Origin of the sequence: Streptomyces sp. NPDC020898 (assembly GCF_044333925.1) — a bacterium.
Taxonomy (GTDB): domain Bacteria; phylum Actinomycetota; class Actinomycetes; order Streptomycetales; family Streptomycetaceae; genus Streptomyces.
In genome coordinates, this window is record NZ_JBIRRV010000006.1 from 289,527 (window position 1) to 308,366 (window position 18,840).

Here is an 18,840-nt window from a genome sequence, read left to right on the forward strand (position 1 = left end):
CCAGTGCGGTGTCGGGGACCTGGTGACCGCTCCTCGCTCAGCGCAGGTGCCGTTCGAAGAACGCCATGGTGGTGTTCATGGAGCGGGGCCACTGCCCGTAGAACGTGTGACCCTCACCCTGGTACGTGCGCAGTTGGACGTCCTTGCCCGCCTTCTCGAACGCGGCCACGGTCTCCCGGGTCCAGGCGATGGGGCAGGTTTCGTCGACGATGCCGTGGTGGATCAGCAGGGGTTCGGTGACCCGGTCGACGTACGTGAGGGGGGAGACCTCGCGCCAGAACTTCGGGTTCGCCCCGGGGGTGCCGTGCTCCTTCTCGATCTCGGCGACCAGCGGATCGCCGTTCGGACGCTGGAACTGGTCGATGTTCTCCTCGGGGTGCGAGCTGACCGGTGCGAAGGCGACGGCGGCGTCGAACAGGCCGGGCGCCACGACCAGGGTGCTGTAGACGACTCCGCCGCCCATCGACCTGCCCAGGAGACCGAGACGGTCGCCGTCGATCTCCGGGCGCCCGGACGACCGTAGAGCCATCGCGGCGCCGATGACGTCCTCGGTGTAGCCGAGGCGCAGGCTGCGGTCGTTGTCCGGATCCTTGGCCGAGCGCGCGTGATTGCGGTAGTCGGTGTGCAGGACCACGTAGCCGTTGCGGGCGAGGAGATCCTGCTCGCGGTTGAGGCCGCGGCCGGTGGTGTAGACCGCCGGGTCGATGTAGCCGTGCGCGAGCACCAGCGCGGGGAAGGGGCCCTTGCCCACGGGGATGTTCATGAGACCCGAGATCGTCAGCCCGTTCGCCTCGTACGTCACCTCGTAACTGGTGTAGGCGGAGGTACGGGCCAGTACGGTGCCGAGCTTCAGACCGGAACCCTTGTGCTCGCGCTGGATCAGGGCCGGGAGCGAGACGGGGTCGACCGGAGTGGGTGTCGGAGCAGGGGAGGGCGTTGCCGTGGGGCTCGCACCAGTGGCGCGGGCCGACGCCGACGGGCTTGTGCGCGCGTCGTCGGCGCGGTCGCCCGCGGTGCAGCCCGTCGCGGCCGCGAGCGCCAGCACGGTGATGACCCGGATCGTTCCCCTCAGCCGCATACGGCCATTGTCCCCACCAGGGCCCGCCGTGTCCCCCGGCAGGGTCGCGTGACCCTCAGGTTCGTACCGGCTCAGCGGCGGACGCCGCGCGAGCGCTCACGTTTCGAGCTGGGACCTCAGCCATTCCTCCACCTCTCCCACGTGGGCCGCGGCTGCCGCTCGGGCGGCCTCCGGGTCGTGGGCGACGAGGGCGCGGTGGATGGCCGCGTGCTCGCGGCGGGTGCGGGCGAAGGCGCCCTCCTCCTGGTAGCCGCGCCAGACGCGGGCGCGGAACGTGCGTGAGGAGAGGCCCTCCAGGATCGCGGCCATGGCGTCGTTGCCCGCGGCCCCGGCGATCTCGCGGTGGAAGGCCAGATCGTGGGCGAGGATCTCCTCCGGGTCGTCCGTGGCGTTCATCGCCGTGAGGTGTTTCTCCACCTCGGCGAGCTGGTCCGGAGTGATCCGGGCGGCGGCCAGGGCGGTCGCCGTCGACTCCAGGATGCGCCGGACCTCCAGCAGCTCGACCAGCCGCGGGCCCCGCGAGAGGTCCGCGACCACACCGAAGGTCTCCAGCAGGTCGCCGGCCTCCAGCTGGGTCACGTAGATGCCCGAGCCGTGCCGGGGCTCCAGTACGCCCATGACGGTGAGCGCCCGGATCGCCTCCCGCATCGAGCTGCGGGAGATGCCCAGCTGGGCGGCGAGGTCGCGCTCGGTGGGCAGCCGTTGCCCCGGTTCCAGCCGGCCCCCGCCGATCATCGCCTTGAGCTGCTCTATGGCGCGCTGCGTCACGGTGCCCTTCGGTGGGGCGGCCTCCCCGTTCGTGACCGGGATCTCGTCCACGCCGTGTCCTCCTGTCGCCGGGTGCGCCGCAGTCTAACCAGCAGGTTGGTCGGACCACTACAGGCAGAAACAAGGAAAATTTGGCCGCTGAGGGTGTTCTAAACGGGAAGTGGTCTGATAAATATGCGGTCAACCGCTCGACCACGCTCAATGAGGAGCCACCCAGATGCTTGACAGAACAGTGCGGAACCCGAAGAAGCGGGTCAGGTCCCGGACCATCGGCGCGGTGGCCCTGGCCGCCTGTACCGGCCTGGTGCTCACCGCCTGCGGCAGCACCAAGGACTCCGTCGCCTCGGGCAGCGGTGACAGCGACGGGACGGGCAAGGTCGGCGTGATCCTGCCGCTGCTGACCTCGCCGTTCTGGCAGTCGTACAACGACTACGTGCCGAAGATGGCCAAGTCCGAGGGTGTCGACGCGCTGAAGACGGTCAACTCCAACAGCGACCCCTCGCAGCAGATCACCGACATCAACAACCAGCTCAACCAGGGTGTGAAGGGACTCGTGGTCGCGCCTCTGGACAGCGCCGCCATCGAGGCCGGCCTCGACCAGGCCGAGCGCAAGGGCGTGCCCGTGGTCGCCGTCGACGTGGCGCCCGAGAAGGGCAAGGTCGCCATGGTCGTACGCGCCAACAACGTCGCGTACGGCGAGAAGGCCTGCGAGTACCTCGGTGAGCACATCACGTCGGGCAAGGTCGTGCAGATCATGGGCGATCTCGCGTCCGTGAACGGGCGTGACCGGTCGGAGGCGTTCCGGGCCTGTGTGAAGGAGAAGTTCCCGAAGCTCAAGGTCCTGGAGATCCCGGCCAAGTGGGAGTCCGACACCGCGGCCTCCAAGCTGGACACGCTGCTCAACGCCAACCCGGACATCAAGGGCATCTACATGCAGGCCGGCGGCGTCTACCTCGCGCCCACCCTGCAGACCCTGAAGTCCAAGGGGATGCTGAAGAAGACCGGCGAGGCGGGGCACATCACGATCGTCTCCAACGACGGTATCTCCCAGGAGTTCGACGCCATCCGCAAGGGCGAGATCGACGCGACGGTCTCGCAGCCCGCCGACCTCTACGCCAAGTACGGCATGTACTACATCAAGGCGGCGATGGAGGGGAAGACGTTCCAGCCCGGCCCCACCGACCACGACTCCACGATCGTCAAGCTGCCCAGCGGAATCCTGGAGGACCAGCTGCCCGCGCCCCTGGTCACCAAGGACAACGTCGACGACGCCGCGCTCTGGGGCAACACGGTCTGATGGGCAGCCAACCACGGGAGAACAACCCGGTAACCCCCCTCGCTCCCCCCGTTCCCCTCGTCGAGGCGCGCGGCATCACCAAGCGGTACGGTCCCACCACCGCACTCCAGGACGGTCAACTCACCGTCCTGCCGGGTGAGTCGCACGCCCTCGTCGGCCGCAACGGCGCCGGCAAGTCCACCCTGGTCACCATCCTCACCGGCCTCCAGGCACCCGACGAGGGCACGGTCCGCTTCGACGGCGAGCCCGCGCCCCCGCTCGCGGACCGCGACGCCTGGCGCTCCAAGGTGGCCTGCGTCTATCAAAAGCCCACCGTCGTCCCCGAGTTGACCGTCGCCGAGAACCTCTTCATCAACCGGCAGCCCACCGGCAGGGGCGGAGTCATCAGCTGGCGTCGGCTGCGCACCGAGGCCGCCGAACTCCTCGGCACCTGGGACGTCCACGTCGACCCGGAGGCCCGCACCGCCGACCTCAAGGTCGAGGACCGCCAAATGGTGGAGATCGCCAGGGCGTTGAGCTTCGGCGCCCGGTTCATCGTCCTCGACGAACCGACCGCCCAGCTCGACAGCCGGGAGATCGACCGGCTCTTCACCCGGATGCGCGCCCTCCAGGACTCCGGCGTCACCTTCCTGTTCATCTCGCACCACCTCCAGGAGGTGTACGAGGTCTGCCAGACGGTGACCGTCCTGCGGGACGCCCGCTGGATCATCACCGCCCCCGTCGCCGACCTCCCGCGCCAGGCCCTGGTGGAGGCCATGGCCGGGGAGTCGATCGCCGAACAGGCCTTCACACCCAAGGGAGTCGAGCGCGGGGCGCCGGTGCTGCTGGCCGCCGAGGGGCTCACCTCACCGGCGTACGAGAACGTCGACCTGACCGTTCGCCGCGGCGAGGTCGTCGGGCTCGCCGGGTCCAGCGGCAGCGGCAAGATCGAGCTGGCCGAGTCCTTCGCCGGACTGCACACACCGACCGGCGGGAGTGCCCGACTCGACGGCGCACGGCTGCCGTTCGGGGATGTGCGGGCGTCACTGCAGGCGGGCGTGGCCTGCGTGCCGCGCGACCGGCACGAACAGGGGCTGGTCTCCGGCATGACCATCGGCGACAACACCACCATGAGCGTGCTGGACCGCCTCGGCCGCTACGGATTCGTCTCCGGCGACCGCAAACGCGGCTTCGCCACGGCGCTGATCGAACGCCTCGACATCCATGCCGAGGGCCCCGAGCAGCCCGTCTCCGACCTGTCCGGCGGCAACGCGCAGAAGGTCGTCATGGCCCGCGCCCTCGCCTCCGACCCCAGACTTCTGGTCCTCATCAACCCCACCGCCGGCGTCGACGTGAAGTCGAAGGAGTCCCTGCTCGCCCGCATGGACAGCGCCCGCGAGGACGGCACCGCCGTACTGGTCGTCTCCGACGAACTGGACGACCTGCGCCGCTGCGACCGCGTCCTCGTCCTCTTCCACGGCCGCGTCGTCGCCGAACACCCGGCGGGCTGGCGCGACCACGAGCTGATCGCCTCCATCGAAGGAGTGGACCATGGCTGACACCAAGGCCCCGCCGCTCGCCCCCCTACGGGCTCCGGACCCGCGTTCGGCCAAGACCGTACTGCTCCGCCGCGCCCGTGAACTCGCCCTCGTACCCGCCCTGTTGCTTCTCGTGGTGCTCGGTACGTTCGTCAACGACTCGTTCCTCACCGAACGCAACCTCATCTCGATCCTCGGTGCCTCCGCCGCCCTCGCGATGGTCGTGCTCGCCGAGGCGCTGGTCCTCATCACCGGCAAGTTCGACCTCTCCCTGGAGTCGGTCGTCGGCATCGCCCCGGCCGTCGGCGCGCTGCTCGTGCTGCCCGTCGCCCAGTCCGGGTGGGGGACCGAGTTCCCCGCCGTACTCGCCCTGTTGGCGGTTGTCGTCGCCGGCGCGGTGGTCGGCGCGTTCAACGGTGTCCTGGTCGTCAAGTTCAAGCTCAACGCGTTCATCGTGACGCTGGCGATGCTGATCGTGCTGCGCGGGCTGCTGGTCGGCGCGACCAAGGGCAAGACCCTGTTCGGCATGCCCGACTCCTTCTACTCCCTCGCCACCACCACCTTCCTCAACGTGCCCATGTCGGTCTGGGTGGCCGGGGCCTGCTTCGCCGTCGCCGGGCTCGTGCTCAAGTACCACCGCGTCGGCCGCGCGCTGTACGCGATCGGCGGCAACGCGGACGCGGCGCGCGCCGCGGGTATCCGGGTCGAGCGGGTGATGCTCGGGGTGTTCGTCGTCGCGGGCGCGCTCGCCGCTGTCGGCGGGATCATGCAGACCGGGTACGTCGGCGCGATCAGCGCCAACCAGGGCAACAACATGATCTTCACCGTGTTCGCGGCGGCTGTCATCGGGGGGATCAGCCTGGATGGCGGCAAGGGGACGATGTTCGGTGCGTTGACCGGTGTCCTGCTGCTGGGTGTCGTACAGAACCTGCTGACTCTGGCCCAGGTGCCGTCGTTCTGGATCCAGGCGATCTACGGCGGGATCATTCTGGTGGCGCTGATGATCGCGCGTGTGACGACAGGGCGGGCGCAGGACTGATGTCTGAGCGCTCGGCTGGATATGCAGTTTGTCGGCTGCGGGCGGTGGGGGCTTGTCGCGCAGTTCCCCGCGCCCCTGAAGGGCGCGGTAGCGCGCCCGAGTAGCCAGGCTCCCTCAGCCTCCGCACCCACCACCTGTACCCCTGAGGCTCCCCTCGCTGAGCCCCTGCCACTGACCGAAAGGCATTTCGTGTCCCCGATCCCCGCCCGCGTCATCGCGGTCGACACCTACGACATCCGGTTTCCCACCTCGCGGGAGCTCGACGGCTCCGACGCGATGAATCCGGACCCCGACTACTCGGCGGCCTATGTCGTGCTGCGTACCGACGCGGCCGACGGGCACGAGGGGCACGGATTCACCTTCACCATCGGGCGGGGCAACGAGGTCCAGGTCGCCGCCATCGACGCACTGCGCGGGCATGTGATCGGCCGGTCCGTCGACGAGCTGTGCGCGGACCCGGGCACCCTCAACCGCGACCTGATCGGCGACAGCCAGCTGCGCTGGCTCGGACCCGAGAAGGGCGTGATGCACATGGCGATCGGCGCTGTCATCAACGCAGTGTGGGATCTCGCCGCCAAACGGGCAGGTCAGCCCCTGTGGCAGCTGCTCGCCGAGGCCGAACCCGAGTGGCTGGTACGGCAGATCGACTTCCGCTACCTCACCGACGCGCTCACCCCCGAGGAAGCCCTCGACCTGCTGCGCCGAGGCCGGGAGGGCGCCGCCGAACGCACGGCGGAACTGCTGGCGAAGGGCTTCCCCGCCTACACCACCTCCGCCGGCTGGCTCGGCTACGACGACGAGAAGCTCACCCGGCTCGCCGCCGAGGCCGTCGCCGACGGCTTCACACAGATCAAGCTCAAGGTCGGAGCGGACCTCGAGGACGACATACGGCGCTGCCGCGTCGCCCGCCGCGTCGTCGGACCCGACATCCGCATGGCGATCGACGCCAACCAGCGCTGGGACGTCGACGAGGCGATCCGCTGGACCAAGGCGCTCGCCGAGTTCGACCCCTACTGGATCGAGGAGCCCACCAGCCCCGACGACATCCTCGGCCACGCGGCGATCCGCCGGGCCGTCGCCCCTGTCAAGGTCGCCACCGGCGAGCACGTGCAGAACCGGGTCGTCTTCAAACAGCTCCTCCAGGCCGACGCCCTCGACATCGTGCAGATCGACGCGGCCCGCGTCGGCGGCGTCAACGAGAACCTCGCCATCCTGCTCCTCGCGGCCAAGTTCGGCGTCCCCGTCTGCCCGCACGCGGGCGGCGTCGGCCTGTGCGAACTCGTCCAGCACCTGTCGATGTTCGACTACGTCGCGCTGGCCGGCACGACCGAGAACCGGGTCATCGAGTACGTCGATCATCTGCACGGCCACTTCCTCGATCCCGTGGTGATCAGGCAAGGTCATTACCAGGCACCGGTCGCGCCGGGCTTCTCCGCGACCATGCGGCCGGAGTCCATCGCGGAGTTCACGTTCCCCGGCGGCACCTTCTGGGCCGCCGACCTGGCGACGGAGAAGGAGCAGGCCGCATGACCGACTTCGAGGGTCTCAAGGCGCTGGTCACAGGCGGCGCGTCCGGCATCGGCCGGGCCGCGGCGGAGCTACTGGCGGCGCGCGGCGCGCAGGTCGCCGTACTCGACCTGGACCCGTCGTCGGTCGACAAGCCGCTGCTCGGCTACCGGGCCGACGTCACCGACGACGCGTCCGTACGGGAGGCGGTGGCCGCCGCTGTCGCCGACCTCGGCGGCCTCGACGTACTGGTCAACAACGCCGGGATCGGCGCCCAGGGCACCGTCGAGGACAACGACGACGAGCAGTGGCACCGCGTCTTCGACGTCAACGTGCTCGGCATGGTCCGCGTCGCCCGCGCCGCGCTGCCCCACCTGCGGAACTCGGCGCACGCCGCCATCGTGAACACCTGCTCCATCGCGGCCACGGCGGGCCTGCCGCAGCGCGCCCTGTACAGCGCCACCAAGGGCGCCGTGTACTCGCTCACCCTGGCCATGGCCGCCGACCACGTCCGCGAGGGCGTCCGGGTGAACTGCGTCAACCCCGGCACGGTCGACACCCCGTGGGTCGGCCGCCTCCTCGACGCTGCCCCCGACCCGGCCGCCGAACGCGCCGCACTGGCGGCCCGCCAGCCCACCGGCCGTCTGGTCTCGGCCGCCGAAGTCGCGGGCGCCATCGCCTACTTGGCGAGCCCCCTGTCCGGCGCCACCAGCGGCACGGCACTCGCCGTCGACGGCGGCATGCAGGGCCTGCGACTGCGCCCGGCGGCCCAGTGAGCACGCCGGAAAGCTCTCCCGCACCCATGCCGGTGCGTGCGCTCGGCCGCAGCGGTGTCGAGGTCACCGGCCTGGCTTTCGGCGCCGCCGCCATCGGCAACCTCTTCACCGAGGTCACCGACGATCAGGCGCACGACGCGGTGTCCGCCGCCTGGGACGCGGGCATCCGCTACTTCGACACCGCCCCGCACTACGGCATCGGCCTGTCCGAACGCCGCCTAGGCGCCGCCCTGCGCGAGCACCCTCGCTCGGCGTACACCATCTCCACGAAGGTCGGCCGCCGCCTGGAACCGGCCGCTGCCCCGACGGGCGACGACCTCGCCAACGGCTTCGCGGTCCCCGCCATCCACCACCGCGTCTGGGACTTCAGCGCCGACGGCGTACGCCGCACACTGGAGGCGAGCCTGGAGCGGCTCGGCCTCGACCACGTCGACGTCGTCTACCTCCACGACCCCGACGACCACGCCGAGGAAGCCTTCCGTGAGGCCTACCCGGCTCTGGAGAAGCTCCGCTCGGAAGGCGTCGTCCGCGCGATCGGCGCGGGCATGAACCAGGCGGAGATGCTCACCCGCTTCGTCCGGGACACGGACGTCGACGTGGTCCTGTGCGGCGGCCGCTACACCCTCCTCGACCGGAGCGCGCTCACCGAACTGCTGCCCGCGGCCGTGTCCCGCGGTACGTCGGTGGTGATCGGCGGCGCCTTCAACTCCGGTCTGCTCGCGGACCCGAGGCCCGGGGCGACGTACAACTACGCCGAGGCGCCAGGCGAGTTGCTGGACCGCGCCCTGCGCATGCAGTCCGTCGCCGGCCGCCACGGCATCACCCTGCGCGCGGCCGCCCTGGCCTTCTGCGCGGCCCATCCGGCCGTCGCGAGCGTCCTTGTCGGCACCCGTACGGCGGCCGAAGTCCGGGACTGCGCCGAGCAGTTCGCCTCGCCCGTGCCCGAGGCCTTCTGGCAGGAACTGAAGGACACCGGCCTGCTGTCCGCCGAGGAGCCGTCATGAGAGTCGCCCTGCACACCAGGGTCCGCGCCGACCGCGTCACGGAGTACGACGCCGCCCACCGCGAGGTCCCTGTCGAGCTCACCGACGCGATCCGCGCCGCCGGTGCCACCTCCTGGACGATCTGGCGCAGCGGCACCGACCTCTTCCACGTCCTGGAGTGCGAGGACTACGCCCGGCTCCTCGCCGAGTTGGTGAAACTTCCGGTCAACATGGCCTGGCAGGCCCGGATGGCCGAACTTCTGGACGTCGTGCACGACTACTCCGCCGAGGGCGCGGAGTCGGGCCTGCCGGTCGTCTGGGAGCTGCCGTGACGATCGTGGACGCGCACCACCACGTGTGGGATCTGGCGGCCCGGGACCAGGACTGGATCGCCGAAGGCAGCCTGCTGCGGCGGGACTTCACCATGGAGGACCTCGCGCCCGAGGCCCACGCGGCCGGAGTCGACCGCACGATCCTCGTCCAGACGATCACCGTGCCCGAGGAGACCCCGGAGTTCCTGGCCCTCGCGGCGCAGCAGGAGCTGATCGCGGGTGTCGTCGGCTGGACGGACCTGATCCGTACCGACATCGCCGACGAACTGGCCCGGCTGTGTGAACTCCCCGGCGGCGCGTACCTGAAGGGCATCCGCCACCAGGTCCAGGGCGAGCCGGATCCGGAGTGGCTGCTGCGCCCGGACGTACGCCGTGGCCTTGCCGCCCTCGCCGAAGCGGACCTGGTGTACGACCTGATCGTCCTCCCGCACCAACTCCCCGCGTGCGTCAAGGCGGCCGAGAACCATCCCGGCCTCACCTTCGTCCTCGACCACCTCGGCAAGCCCCCGGTCGCCGACGGCCGTCTCGAACTCTGGGCGACCGCCGTCCGCGCACTCGCCGCGCTCCCCAACACGGTCTGCAAGCTCTCCGGCCTGGTCACCGAGGCCGACCACGCCTCCTGGACGCCCGGCGACCTGCGCCCGTACGCGGACACGGTCCTGGACGCCTTCGGCCCCGGCCGGCTGATGTTCGGTTCGGACTGGCCGGTGTGCACACTGGCGGCGTCGTACGGCCAAGTGGTGTCGCTGGCCGAGGAGTTGACGGCCTCCCTCGGCACGGGCGAGCGCGAGCAGGTCTTCACGGGTACCGCGACCCGCGTCTACGACCTCTGAGCAGACCCGGCCAGACGCGTCGGCGGCATGAACTCCCGTACGTACACCCGCTCCCAGCACGCACCCGTGGCCCGCAGTTCGCGCCAGGTCGTGAAGCGGTAGCGGAAGAGGCGAGCCCTGATGTACCGGGGCGGCGCGTCGGCGGGGAAAGGAGAGCGGCGCAGCAGTTTGAGCGTGTCGCGGTCGTTCTCCAGGAGCCGTTCGACCATCGGGCCGAACCACGACCCGGCGTACGCGGGCGACAGCGCGGCGAACCACATCATCCAGTCGAGCCGCAGATGGTACGGCGCGAACTGGCGTGGCCAGCGCCCCGGTTCACCCGGCTTGCCCTTGAACTCGTACTCCCGCCAGTCGGAGTCCTCACGCGCCACCTCGTCGGACGTGCCCTCGACGACCACCTCGTACCGGATACGGCTGACGCTGCCGAACGCGCCGTAGGAGTTGACCAGATGGAGCGGGTCGAAGGAGCGGTTCATGACCTGGCGGCGGGAGAGCATGTTGCGGACCGGACGGTAGCTGAGGGCCACCAGCGCCGTGGCGACGGCCAGGACGACGACCTCGTACCAGAGCGGGGTGGCCGGGAGCGAGACCGGCGCCGTGCCCGGCAGGCGTACCGCCGACAGGGCCAGCACGATCGTGATCCAGTTCAGCCAGGAGAAGTTGCCCGACAGGACCAGCCACAACTGGGTGACGATCATCAGGCATGCCGCCGCGGTCGAGACGGGGTGCGGGGTGAACAGCAGGACGGGCACGGCGAGTTGGATGAAGTGGTTGGCCGCTGTCTCGATCCGGTGCACCGGCCTCGGCAGGTGGTGGAAGAACCAGCTCAGCGGGCCCGGCATCGGCTGCGTCTCGTGGTGGTAGTCCAGGCAGGTCAGCTTTCGCCAGCACGCGTCGCCGCGCATCTTGATCAGCCCGGCGCCGAACTCGACGCGGAACAGGATCCAACGCAGCAGGAACAGCACGACAATCGGGGGCGCGACCTCGTCGTTGCCCAGGAACACGGCGAGGAAGCCCACCTCCAGGAGCAGCGACTCCCAGCCGAAGCCGTACCAGGTCTGGCCCACGTTGACGATCGACAGATACATCGCCCACGGCAGCAGCCACAGCAACATGCCCGCCCAGAGCGGCAGTCGGGAGTCCAGCCCCGCGAGCAGCGCCACCGACACCGCACAGCCCGTCCAGGACCAGACGGCGAAGAAGCGGTCGGAGTAGTGGAGTTGGAACACACTCGGCGCCTGCCTGAACGGCACATGGGCGACCAGCCGGGGGACCGGCAGCATGCCCCGCTCGCCGATCAGCGCCCGGAACTGGAGGGCGGCGCCCAGGAACGCCACGAGGTACACGCAGGCCAGCCCGCGCTGGAAGACCACGCGGCTCAGCCAGTAGTCGGATGTGGTGAACCAGTCCACGTGAACCGCTCCTCTCTCCTCTCCAGTGTGACGCTGGGTGACCGTTCTCGGCTTGCGTACGCCGAGTGGGCGACGCAGACAATGGGGAATGCACCGAACTCTTGTCACCGTCTGCGCACTCTCGGCAGCCCTCGTCATCGGCGGCTGGGACGGCGACCCGCCGGGCGAGGAGATCCTGGCCCCGGAGGACCTCGGCGTCGACGCCGGTACCTCCCGGGACGTCTGCGACGAGATCGGCCCCGACCGCGTCCCGGAGATCCCCGACCTCCCCGACGGCGGCGGCCTGATCCCCGACGAGACCAGCACCGCGTACGGCTCCTACGATCCCTGCGAGGGCCTCGGCGAGTGAGCGCGGCCTGACAAAAGACGTCGGACAAGTCGAAGAATCAGCCGAACACTGGCAAGGTGGGCCCATGGCTGATCGGGGAGCGAGCGCCCTGTCACTCCCGGACGACTGGCCCGCCCACCCGGATCCGATTCTGGCGCTCAACCGCATGGGGACATTCGACTGGGACCTGGACGCCGGTCTGTTCCACATGGACGCGCTCGCACACCAGATCTTCGATCTGCGGCCCGACGAATACGACGGACACCCCGAGAGCCTGGGCGTGCGGGTGCCCCGGATGGAGGGCCTCCGGCTCGACTCCGTGGTCTCCGAGGCCATGAAGGACGGCAGCGAGAACTACGGCGCCTACTTCCGCCTCCGGCGCCGCGACGGCACCCTGCGCTGGACCCACACCCAGGGCTACATCCGCCGCGACGAGACGGGCCGCCCGCGCCGGGTCATCGGCATTGTCCGGGACGCCACCCAGGAGCTGCAGGACAGCCAGGCCCGCACCGAACAGGCAGCCCAGGACGAGGCCCGGCGCCGCCAGACCAACGTCGTGCAGGTCATCACGGCGGCCCTCGCGCACGCCCGCACCGTCGAGGACGTCATCGACGTCCTCACGGACTCCCACGCCGTCCCGCACCTCGGAGCGGCCAGCCTGGTCATGGGCCTGGTCGAGGCCGGCCGCATCCGGCTGGTCGCCGAGGGCCCCGCGGGCGCCTCCGTGCCCGGCACCCGCATCACCCGCATCGACGAGCCCTACCCGATGGGCGACGTCGTACGGACCCTCAGCCCGCGTTTCATCGAGTCGCCGGAGGAGTTCGCGGCCGGGTATCCGATCCTGTGGCCGCATCTCACCGATCTGAACATCACCTCGGCCGCCTATCTGCCGCTCATCGCGCAGGCCCGGCCGATCGGCGCGATGGGCCTGCTCTACAACGACCGGCACGGCTTCTCGGCAGAGGACCGGGCCGTGCTCGTCGCGCTCGGCACGAGCATCGCGCAGAGCCTCCAGCGGGCCATGCTCTACGAGCAGGAGAAGGACCTCGCCCAGGGCCTCCAGCAGGCCATGCTGCCGCGCTCCATCCCCAGCGTGCCCGGCGCCGACATCGCCGTCCGCTACCGCGCCGCCTCCTCCGGCGGGCAGCTCGGCCGGGACATCGGCGGCGACTGGTACGACGTGATCCCGCTGCCGGGCGGCCGGGTCGGCGCGGTCATCGGGGACGTCCAGGGGCACGACACGCACGCCGCCGCCGTCATGGGCCAGCTGCGGATCGTCCTGAAGGCCTACGCGGCCGAGGGGCATCCGCCCGCCACCGTGATGGCCCGTGCCTCCGTCTTCCTGCACGAACTGGACACCGACCGCTTCGCGACCTGCCTGTACGCGGAGGCCGACCTGTCCACCGGGGTGGTCCAGGTGGTCCGGGCCGGGCATCTCGACCCGCTGGTCCGGCGCGCCGACGGCACCTGCCGCCGCGTCCCGGTCGACGGTGGGCTGCCGCTCGGCCTCTCCGCCGAGTTCGGGCGCCTCGCCTACCCGGTGGGCACCCTCGAACTGGACCCCGGAGAGACCCTGGTGCTGTGCACCGACGGGCTCATCGAGGAGCCCGGCGCCGACCTCGACGACGGGCTGCGGACCCTCAGGGCGCTCATCACCGCCGGCCCGGAGAGCGCCTGGGAACTGGCCGACCGCCTCATCGAGGTGGCCGACGAGCGGGGCGGTGACGACGACGTGGCCCTGCTGCTCCTGCGCCGCCGGGGTCTGGCCGCCGTCCAGTCCGGCGGGCGCCTCCAGCAGCACGTCGCGCCCGGTGACCCGGACGCGCTCAGCGAGGCCCGGCACATGATCGGCGCGGCGGTCCGGGCCTGGGGCGCCCGGGAGCAGGCCGACGAGGTCGAACTGGTCGCGGACGAGCTGATCACCAACGCCCTGATGCACACCGAGGGCTCGGCGGTCGTCACCTTGCGCGTCCTCAGCGGCGCCGAACGCCGGCTGCGGGTCGAGGTCGAGGACCCCTCCAGCGCCCTGCCGCGGCGCCGGGAGGCAGGGGAGTCCGGGGTCTCGGGGCGCGGTCTGCTCCTGGTCGACCTCCTCACCGACGTGTGGGGCGTCGAGGCGCGGGGCGGCGGCAAGGTCGTGTGGTGCGAGTTCGTGGTGCCGTCCCCGAACTGAGCGCGGCGGCCCGCGGTGGCACTCTGGACGTATGCCGGAACTTCCCGAGGTCGAGGCGCTCAAGGACTTCCTGACCGACCGGCTCGTGGGTCATGAGGTGGTCCGCGTGCTGCCCGTCGCGATCAGCGTCCTGAAGACGTACGACCCGCCGGTCACCGCCTTCGAAGGCCGCGAGGTCACCGCCGTGCACCGGCACGGCAAGTTCCTCGACCTGGCCGCGGACGGGGGCCTGCACTTCGTGACCCACCTGGCCCGCGCGGGCTGGCTGCACTGGCGCGACCGTCTCCCGGACGGCCCGCCGAAGCCCGGAAAAGGCCCGCTCGCGCTGCGTGTCGCCCTGGAGACCGGTGAGGGCTTCGACCTCACCGAGGCGGGCACCCAGAAGCGCCTCGCGGTGTACGTCGTACGGGATCCGCAGGAGGTGCCCGGCGTGGCCCGCCTCGGTCCGGACCCTCTCGCCGACGGCTTCGACGAGGCACGCCTCGCCGCGCTGCTGGCGGGGGAGCGGCGACAGCTGAAGGGCGCGCTGCGCGACCAGAGCCTGATCGCGGGGGTGGGGAACGCCTACAGCGACGAGATCCTGCACGCCGCGCGGATGTCCCCGTTCAAACTCGCCGCCTCGCTCACGCCCGAGGAGACCCGACGGTTGTACGAGGCCCTGCGTACGACGCTCACCGAGGCCGTCGAGCGTTCCCGGGGCCTGGCGGCCGGACGTCTGAAGGCGGAGAAGAAGAGCGGCCTGAGGGTGCACGGCCGGACCGGCGAGCCCTGCCCGGTGTGCGGCGACACCGTCCGGGAGGTCTCGTTCAGCGACTCCTCGCTGCAGTACTGCCCGACCTGTCAGACGGGCGGTAGACCGCTCGCGGACCGCCGACTGTCACGCCTGCTCAAGTAGCCGGTACGAGGCTGGTCAGGGGGCGTCGAGCGTCACCAGGTGCAGGCCGTCCGCGGCGCGCAGCTCGTACCGGTCGATCTGGTCCGAGTGGAAGGCCGAAGCGCCCATCATCACGCTCTCGCGGGCGTCGTGCTCGGGTACGTTCCAGTTGGTCAGCGTCTCCTCCTTGCCGTCGTCCGTGATGGCGACCAGGTGGCAGGCTCGGGGGCCTGCGCCGTCCTTGACCTTCAGTTCGATCTGGCTGCCCCAGACCGTGTTCTCGCTGGTGACCTGTGCCCAGACGCCCGAGCGTTCGTCGGTCGCGGCGAGCTGCTGCGTCCGGTCCGCGTCGCCGTCGCCGTTGCTCGCCATGATCGCGACGCCGGGCCCGGCCACGGCGAACACGACCGCGGCGGCCACGGCGAACAGCAGGCGCCGCCGGCCGGCCCGCTGCCGGTTCGCGACTTCGCCGAGCAGCCGGTCCAGAAGCCTGGGACCGGGTTGGGCCATGGGGTGCACGGAGTGCGGCGTGGCCCGCCGATACAGCAGCAACTGCCGTGTGGCGGCCCCGAATTCGGTCACATGGACCGCGCACTGGGGGCACTCCATGAGGTGGTCCTCGAAGCGGAAGGCGTCCGCCTCGTCGAGCACGCCGAGCGCGTATGCGCCGACGTCGCGATGCCGTTCCAGGGACCTCATGCCGAATCCTCGTGCCGATGGTACGGGTGGGGTGGTGTTGCTACCACCGGTACGCACCGGACAGCGGAATCATTCAAGCGCCATACCGAATCGAGACCTAAGGCGTTCGGAGCGGAGGGGACCGCGGATTGGTCGGATTCTAAAAAAGATGGATCGCCAGATGACCGAGAGGCAGTCCCAGCCGCCAGGCCGGGGTCCACACCTTCGGTCCGTCGTCCTCACCGAGCACGGGCCCGCCCCCCGGTACGGCGTCCAGGTCCGGCGCGAGCAGCTCGGTCTCCTCCAGCCACCGCCAGGCGGCGGCAGCCAGGTCCAAGTCGGGTGCCGGCGCCCTCGATTCGAGTGCGTCGGCCGCCAACCTGGAGATACGTTCACGGACCCAGTCCTGCCAGGGCTGGTCGTACGCCGTCAGCGAAAGCCACTTCTCCAGTTGAGTGATGACCCGGATGCCCGAGAGTTCACCGCTGGTGTCGGACAGGAAGATGGTGAGTGCCAGCGCGTCCCGACCCGCGCGGAACTCGAAGGACGTCGGCGGCATCAGGTCGCCCGTCCGCAGGAGCTCGTCGGCGATGTACTCGGCGTACAACCAGGCCATGGGGACGGTGAGTTCGCCCCCGCCGGTGCCGTCCGTGCTCTCTTGACCTCTGTGGAGCATCCCTTCCTGCCTTCCTCGGTGCGTGCGCGTCGCCCGGCCCCGGGCCTCCGGGACTGTCGACCAGTCCGGCGCACGGATGAAGACAGCTGATTGCCCAACCATGGTCGTCAGCAAGGCGCTTTACCGAGGTTTGACCCGATCATTGGTTTCAGCGCAGGTCGGCTGCATAACCCGGAAGGACTCGGCGCAGGGCGCGCAGCGCGTAGTACGCGCGAGACTTCACCGTACCGGGCGGAATACCGAGCGCCGTGGCGGCCTCCGCCACACTCGCCCCTTGGAAATACACCAGCACCAGGACTTCACGGTGCTCGGGAGTGAGTGTCTTCACAGCGTCCCGCACATCGAGCGTCGCCGCGGACCGTTCCGCGTGATCGGCACACACCCGCGCGTTCTCCAGGACCGCGTCCCCGACCTCGGCGGGCCGCGCCTGCCGGGCCCGCCGCGCGTCGATGGCGAGCCGCCGTCCCACGGTCAGCAGCCACGGCCGTACGGACTCGAAGTCGTCGGCACGCAGCGCCTCGGGGTGCTGCCAGGCGCGTACGAGGGTCTCCTGCACCAGGTCCTCGGCGCGCTGCCGGTCGCCGTCGCACAGGCGCAGCAGCAGCGCGAAGAGCGGTCGGCCGTGCTCGCGCTGAAGCGCGGCCAGCTCGTGCTCGGCGGTCGTCGTCCCGTGGGTGATGGTGGTTCCGGCCGTCATGGCCGTATGGCATCGCAGGGGCCCGATTCGGGACAGAGCACGGACCGTGGTGTGCGGCGGACGGTCGAACCCGTCGGCGAACGGTGCGACGAACGGTCTGAACGGCGGGTTCCTCATCTGAACGGCCCTATCCCCGTTTAGGCCCGTATGCGGATTCGTACTGATGGATATGTACATACGACCGCAACGGGGTGAGTCGATGACCATGCTCAGCCGACCGACGACCACGGCCCTGGCGGTGGTCCTGCTCGCCACGGCCACCACCGCCTGCCAGGCCGGACAGCCACCCGGCCCGACCGGCCGGCCGGCGGCGCCCCCGGCCGCCCGCGGGTTCACCCTCGTCGCCTCCGGGGACGTCCTGCCGCACGCCTCGATCATCGAGCGCGCGCACGCCGACGCGGGCCGCTCCGGCTACGACTTCCGCCCGATGCTGGCCGGAATCGCCCCCGTCGTCTCCCGCGCCGACCTGGCGCTCTGCCACATGGAGACCGTGTACGGCGCGGACGGCGACTACACCGGCTACCCCGCCTTCAAGTCCCCGCCCGAGATCGCCCAGGCCCTCGCCGACACCGGCTACGACGGCTGCTCCACCGCCTCCAACCACACCCTGGACGACGGTGCCACCGGCATTCACCGCACCCTGGACGCCCTCGACCGTGCGGGCGTACGCCACGCGGGGTCGGCGCGCACGGCGGGCGAGGCGGGCGCGGTCACGCTGCTGCGCGCGGGCGCCGCCGACGTCGCCCACCTCGCCTACACGTACGACACCAACGGTTACCCGCTCCCGGACGGGCAGCCCTGGGCCGTCAACCTCATCGACGAGGGCCGGATCGTCGCCGATGCCCGGGCCGCCCGCCGGGCCGGCGCCGACGTCGTCGTCGTGTCCCTGCACTGGGGCACCGAATGGCAGGACGAGCCCGACGAGACGCAACTGGGCCTGGCAGACCGGCTCACCGCGTCCCGCACCGACGACGGCCGCCCCGACCTCGATCTGATCCTCGGCACCCACGCCCATGTCCCGCAGGCCTACGAGAAGGTCAACGGCACCTGGGTGGTCTACGGCATGGGCGACCAGATCGCCGGCGAGATGACCAACTACGCGGGCCTCAAGGACCCGCGCGGCAACCAGGGCACCCTCGGCCGCTTCACCTTCTCCCCGCCGGCCCGCGAGGGCGGCCGCTGGGAGGTGACCCGGGCCGAGTTCGTACCCCAGGGCTACGACCTGGCCGCGGGCCGGGTGACGAACCTGAACGAGGCGCTCGCGCGGGGCGCCGACGTGAGCGCCGTGCGCGACCGCATCCGGGACATCGTGCTGAGCCGGGGTGCGGGCCAGGACGGCCTGACGATGGGCCGGTAGTGCACGGGGGTGCGGCTACGGCACGACCGTCACCGGCCAGCGGCCCGCCTTGACCAGCCGGATCGCGACCGAGCCGATGATCCGGTGGCCCGCCTGCTCGGACGCGCCGACGACCACCGCGTCCGCCTTGAGGTCGTCGGCGGCCTTCACCAGGCCGGCGTACGGGTCACCGCGGAAGGTGTGGAACTCCCAGCGGACGTCGAATATCCCCTTGACCTGCTCGGTGCCCTCCCGGATCTGCGTGATGAGATCCTCGGCGATCTGATCCGTCGTCTCCGCCACGGGCGCCCCGAACGCGGCGCCCGCCGCCATCACCGGCTGCACGTACACCAGGGCGAGCAGCGCGTGCTGGCGCCGGGCCAGACCCGCGGCGTAGGCAGCGGCACGGAGCGAGGAGTCGGAGCCGTCCACACCGACCACGATGACCTTGGGACCGTCCGTACCCCGCTCGAACCGATGCTCGAACTGGGGGGAGCGCTGCTGTTCCGTCACCCTTCGAGGCTATCGGGAGCGGGG

Annotated in this window: 19 protein-coding genes; 12 read left to right on the top strand and 7 right to left on the bottom strand. The window is 70.8% G+C overall.

The window, feature by feature from the left end; genetic code table 11:
* Positions 1-37: 37 nt before the first annotated feature.
* Positions 38-1,078: an alpha/beta hydrolase family protein gene (locus ACH4TV_RS21165; protein WP_398400218.1), complete on the bottom strand. Its 1,041-nt coding sequence runs from the start codon at positions 1,076-1,078 to the stop codon at positions 38-40.
* A 96-nt stretch (positions 1,079-1,174) separates the two neighbouring features.
* The gene (locus ACH4TV_RS21170) at positions 1,175-1,897 is read right to left on the bottom strand and encodes a FadR/GntR family transcriptional regulator (RefSeq protein WP_398400220.1); all 723 of its coding nucleotides are present in this window, start codon (positions 1,895-1,897) and stop codon (positions 1,175-1,177) included.
* Between the two features lie 166 nt (positions 1,898-2,063).
* Between ACH4TV_RS21170 and ACH4TV_RS21175 the strand changes: the two genes are divergently transcribed.
* The 8 genes from ACH4TV_RS21175 (at position 2,064) to ACH4TV_RS21210 (ending at position 10,129) form a co-directional block, all read left to right on the top strand.
* A complete protein-coding gene (locus ACH4TV_RS21175; RefSeq protein WP_398400222.1) occupies positions 2,064-3,143 on the top strand; it encodes a sugar ABC transporter substrate-binding protein in 1,080 nt (359 codons plus the stop codon).
* Positions 3,143-4,681 (top strand): sugar ABC transporter ATP-binding protein, encoded by a 1,539-nt coding sequence (locus tag ACH4TV_RS21180; protein WP_398400224.1) that lies wholly within the window; start codon positions 3,143-3,145, stop codon positions 4,679-4,681. The genes ACH4TV_RS21175 and ACH4TV_RS21180 overlap by 1 nt, the downstream gene beginning before the upstream one ends.
* Positions 4,674-5,699, top strand: a complete 1,026-nt coding sequence (locus ACH4TV_RS21185) for an ABC transporter permease (RefSeq protein ID WP_398400226.1) — start codon at positions 4,674-4,676, stop codon at positions 5,697-5,699. The genes ACH4TV_RS21180 and ACH4TV_RS21185 overlap by 8 nt, the downstream gene beginning before the upstream one ends.
* A 189-nt stretch (positions 5,700-5,888) precedes the next feature.
* Positions 5,889-7,229: an L-fuconate dehydratase gene (locus tag ACH4TV_RS21190; protein WP_398400229.1), complete on the top strand. Its 1,341-nt coding sequence runs from the start codon at positions 5,889-5,891 to the stop codon at positions 7,227-7,229.
* Positions 7,226-7,981, top strand: a complete 756-nt coding sequence (locus ACH4TV_RS21195) for an SDR family NAD(P)-dependent oxidoreductase (RefSeq protein WP_398400231.1) — start codon at positions 7,226-7,228, stop codon at positions 7,979-7,981. Before ACH4TV_RS21190 ends, ACH4TV_RS21195 begins: the two co-directional genes overlap by 4 nt.
* A 32-nt stretch (positions 7,982-8,013) precedes the next feature.
* A complete protein-coding gene (locus tag ACH4TV_RS21200) occupies positions 8,014-8,985 on the top strand; it encodes an aldo/keto reductase (protein WP_398400735.1) in 972 nt (323 codons plus the stop codon).
* A complete protein-coding gene (locus ACH4TV_RS21205) occupies positions 8,982-9,296 on the top strand; it encodes an L-rhamnose mutarotase (protein WP_398400233.1) in 315 nt (104 codons plus the stop codon). The genes ACH4TV_RS21200 and ACH4TV_RS21205 overlap by 4 nt, the downstream gene beginning before the upstream one ends.
* Positions 9,293-10,129, top strand: coding sequence for an amidohydrolase family protein (locus tag ACH4TV_RS21210; RefSeq protein WP_398400235.1), 837 nt, complete (start codon positions 9,293-9,295; stop codon positions 10,127-10,129). The genes ACH4TV_RS21205 and ACH4TV_RS21210 overlap by 4 nt, the downstream gene beginning before the upstream one ends.
* Here ACH4TV_RS21210 and ACH4TV_RS21215 read toward each other — a convergent pair.
* Complete coding sequence (locus ACH4TV_RS21215) at positions 10,117-11,541, bottom strand: lipase maturation factor family protein (RefSeq protein ID WP_398400237.1); 1,425 nt, start codon at positions 11,539-11,541, stop codon at positions 10,117-10,119. The two genes, ACH4TV_RS21210 and ACH4TV_RS21215, sit on opposite strands and share 13 nt — an antisense overlap.
* An 88-nt stretch (positions 11,542-11,629) precedes the next feature.
* On the opposite strand from ACH4TV_RS21215, the gene ACH4TV_RS21220 reads away from it, so the two are divergent.
* The 3 genes from ACH4TV_RS21220 (at position 11,630) to ACH4TV_RS21230 (ending at position 14,937) form a co-directional block, all read left to right on the top strand.
* Positions 11,630-11,890, top strand: a complete 261-nt coding sequence (locus ACH4TV_RS21220) for a hypothetical protein (protein ID WP_398400239.1) — start codon at positions 11,630-11,632, stop codon at positions 11,888-11,890.
* 64 nt (positions 11,891-11,954) lie between these two features.
* Positions 11,955-14,042, top strand: coding sequence for a SpoIIE family protein phosphatase (locus tag ACH4TV_RS21225; RefSeq protein WP_398400240.1), 2,088 nt, complete (start codon positions 11,955-11,957; stop codon positions 14,040-14,042).
* A gap of 31 nt (positions 14,043-14,073) precedes the next feature.
* A complete protein-coding gene (locus ACH4TV_RS21230; protein ID WP_398400242.1) occupies positions 14,074-14,937 on the top strand; it encodes an Fpg/Nei family DNA glycosylase in 864 nt (287 codons plus the stop codon).
* Between the two features lie 15 nt (positions 14,938-14,952).
* Here the strand turns inward: ACH4TV_RS21230 and ACH4TV_RS21235 are convergent, their stop codons facing one another.
* The 3 genes from ACH4TV_RS21235 to ACH4TV_RS21245 all read right to left on the bottom strand — a co-directional run bounded on the left by ACH4TV_RS21235 (position 14,953) and on the right by ACH4TV_RS21245 (position 16,967).
* Positions 14,953-15,615: a zf-HC2 domain-containing protein gene (locus tag ACH4TV_RS21235; RefSeq protein WP_398400244.1), complete on the bottom strand. Its 663-nt coding sequence runs from the start codon at positions 15,613-15,615 to the stop codon at positions 14,953-14,955.
* Between the two features lie 139 nt (positions 15,616-15,754).
* Positions 15,755-16,270: a hypothetical protein gene (locus ACH4TV_RS21240; RefSeq protein WP_398400246.1), complete on the bottom strand. Its 516-nt coding sequence runs from the start codon at positions 16,268-16,270 to the stop codon at positions 15,755-15,757.
* A 148-nt stretch (positions 16,271-16,418) separates the two neighbouring features.
* Positions 16,419-16,967, bottom strand: a complete 549-nt coding sequence (locus ACH4TV_RS21245; protein WP_398400248.1) for a sigma-70 family RNA polymerase sigma factor — start codon at positions 16,965-16,967, stop codon at positions 16,419-16,421.
* Positions 16,968-17,172: 205 nt separating this feature from the next.
* Between ACH4TV_RS21245 and ACH4TV_RS21250 the strand changes: the two genes are divergently transcribed.
* Positions 17,173-18,324 (top strand): CapA family protein, encoded by a 1,152-nt coding sequence (locus ACH4TV_RS21250; protein ID WP_398400736.1) that lies wholly within the window; start codon positions 17,173-17,175, stop codon positions 18,322-18,324.
* Between the two features lie 15 nt (positions 18,325-18,339).
* On the opposite strand, the gene ACH4TV_RS21255 is transcribed toward ACH4TV_RS21250, so the two are convergent.
* A complete protein-coding gene (locus ACH4TV_RS21255; protein WP_398400250.1) occupies positions 18,340-18,816 on the bottom strand; it encodes a universal stress protein in 477 nt (158 codons plus the stop codon).
* Between the last annotated feature and the right edge of the window lie 24 nt (positions 18,817-18,840).